At 59.9% G+C, this 1,710-nt stretch carries 1 pseudogene; it reads right to left on the bottom strand.

The window, feature by feature from the left end:
• Positions 1 to 209 (bottom strand): annotated as a pseudogene (locus tag BLP10_RS24150) (DNA translocase FtsK); the annotation flags it as partial.
• Positions 210 to 1,710 lie beyond the last annotated feature (1,501 nt).

The raw sequence follows: 1,710 nt of genomic DNA, 5'->3' as shown, positions 1-1,710 counted from the left end.
ATGTCGTCGGCCAGCGAGATCACCCGCGACGACTTCGTCCCAGGCGCAGGCTCAAGCTCATACAACGTCACCACAGGACCAGGATGAACGTTGATGATCTCTCCCTTGACGTTGAAGTCCCACAGCACGTTCTCAAGCGCAGCGGCATTCTCCTGCAGCACTTCGGGCGGTACCACTACGCTGTTCTGATCGTGAGGCTCCGCGAGCAACTCGATCGAAGGCAGTTCGAAATCGAACGACGCCGCGACAGGAATGGAAGCATGAACCTTTCCAAAGCTGTCGTTAGCCGGAACCGGAGGCGTGCGAACGCTTACAGCGCGCGGCGCAGGCTTTGCTGCGAGGGCAGGATGGGGTTCCTCTTCCGTTTCATATTCTGCGACAACAGCGAGGTCCGCAGCAAACTCCTCAGCATCATCCTCCCAGGGAGGCGTCTCGCTCTGCGCAGGCGTCACGCGAGCAGCAGGGGCGCTTGCCACCACACGGTTCGGCACGGCGGGCTTCCGCGCAGGCGGAGCGCTGCGTTCACGCCTTGCCTCGACCGGCTCGGGAGCCTTGGTCGGCACGGTGGGGTCAAGCAGATAAGTCCCTGGCTGCCAGAGGAAAGAATAAGATTGTTGGACTGCGGGGAGCTCAAAGCCCATCGAGACGCTCGGTGCCGGAGCCGGCTGCTGTGCAGGAGCCGTCCTTGCGACCGGAGACCTCACATCAGCTCCAGGTGCTTTCTGCGCAGGTCCCCTCACCGGCTCGGCTCTGGCAGCCCTCTCTGGAACTGCGGTATTACGCAGCCTCGCAGAAGCCTGCGGCGTGATCCGGGTCGGAGTACGCGAATAGTGGACTCCGCGCGCATCCTGAGCATTGCTGGCCGGGGCAGGATTTCTCTGCGCCGGGGGCACGACCGGCGGATTCGACGCTTTAGGAAGCTCGGGCGTCGGCTGAACCGGAGGCTGGATGGGCTGCGGGCTCTCGGCCGCCGACGGCGCAGCCTGCTTCAGCCTCTCCCTCAAGACACGGTCTGGAGTACGCGTATAGCGCACTTCGGATCCCGTTGGGGGTGTCGGACGGGAGAGCTGGTTTTGAATACTCTGTAGAGAAGCGCCGCCTGCTCCTCTGGAGCCTGCGGTCTGATCGCTTTCTGGAAGAGAAGAATCATAGCCTTGATCGGCTACAGGGGAAGGCCGGCGTTTGAAATGCATTGTCATTATGAGGTTGGAGCTGAAACAGATCAGCCCGAGAGGGTTCGTTCCCCAGCAGTTACACCCCTGAAAGGTAAAAAGAGGATTAGGAGGCGACGACCATCCCCACCCTCACCTGCAAATAGCCACCTCCCTTCAAACACCCCGGAGGCATGCCCATATAAGTTTGTGTGGGCGGTCAGGCGCGACCCCTGAGAAACCGCACCGGGCATGAGATTGCCCACTTGCATTAAATTTCGAATCGCTTATATCGGCCCAACTCAGCGCGGCGCCCTTGCGGCTTCGCGCTTTTTCATCCGGACAGAGCAGCGACTTGTTCAGGCAGCAATGCAGGAAAAAGCCATGCTCGCTCCGAGGCCAGAGATAATAAGATTATCCCTGGCACAAGACATGAGCCCACGACTGCGGAGCAATCTGCGGGCCCGGAGGCTCCTCTGGCGCAAAATCCAAATATTCGTCGAGGGACACCAAGACTCTCGATCAATACAACTCAGAAGAAAACTATCTTCTGAGAACG

Origin of the sequence: Microvirga guangxiensis, assembly GCF_900102135.1 — a bacterium.
Taxonomy (GTDB): domain Bacteria; phylum Pseudomonadota; class Alphaproteobacteria; order Rhizobiales; family Beijerinckiaceae; genus Microvirga; species Microvirga guangxiensis.
Note: the sequence above shows the minus strand (reverse complement) of the source record. Positions and strands in the feature narration are given on the sequence as shown.